Annotated in this window: 1 protein-coding gene; it reads right to left on the minus strand. The window is 44.4% G+C overall.

Features of this window, described 5'->3' with window-relative positions; translation table 11 throughout:
* Positions 1-90: 90 nt before the first annotated feature.
* On the minus strand, positions 91-795 hold a 705-nt coding region (locus DWX39_RS10830; protein ID WP_117759954.1), incomplete at its 5' end, for an IS3 family transposase.

The following is a 795-nucleotide window of genomic DNA, read 5'->3' on the forward strand; positions in this document are numbered from 1 at the left end:
GTTAACCTTGCTCCGAAGGAGAAGGTGGTGCGGATTTGTTAATACAGACAAATAAATATCATAAAAAATCTAATCGTACCTTAATCTTAATCATGCAGCCATTGGAGCTGCGTTGAATACTTCCATTGGGGCTAAAAGATGTAATTTGCGCTGAATGCGTTTGTTGTTGTAGAAGTAGATGTAGCCGTTGATCATGCTTACCACTGCTTTGCGGCTGGTGAATTTACGTGTGTAGTAACGTTCGCGCTTCAGCATTCCCCAGAACCCTTCCATCAGACCGTTGTCTGCACAGCAGCCTACGCGGGACATGCTGTGAACCAGTCCTGCTTTTTCAACGATCTTATGGAATCCGTTGCTTGTATACTGGAATCCGCGGTCAGTATGAATCATTGGATGTGCTCCTGGATTCTCTTTAAGTGCCTTTTCCATTGTCTCAAAAGCCAGTGCAGTATTGTTTCTGTCGCCGATGACATAAGAGACAATCCGACGGTCATGGCCATCAATAATGGCGCTTAAATATAACTTATGCAAAACTCCATCAGCCGTTGTGTATTTGAATTCGGTGACATCCGTCATCCATCTTGCATTGGATACGCCTGCATCGAAATCACGGTTCAGCAGGTTTTCAAAAATGTACTTTGGATCCTTTGCGTTACGAGTGCAGCCATCGGTCTTGTATTTGATCACGGACTTAATATTAAGTATCCGCCTGACACGAAGAACCAGACTGTCACTTACCATAAGGTGGCTCTCGCTATACTTCTTGATCCAATCGTTCATCCGGCGGTATCCCAT

Source organism: Collinsella sp. AF19-1LB, assembly GCF_003459655.1.
In the GTDB taxonomy this organism is placed as follows: Bacteria; Actinomycetota; Coriobacteriia; order Coriobacteriales; family Coriobacteriaceae; genus Collinsella.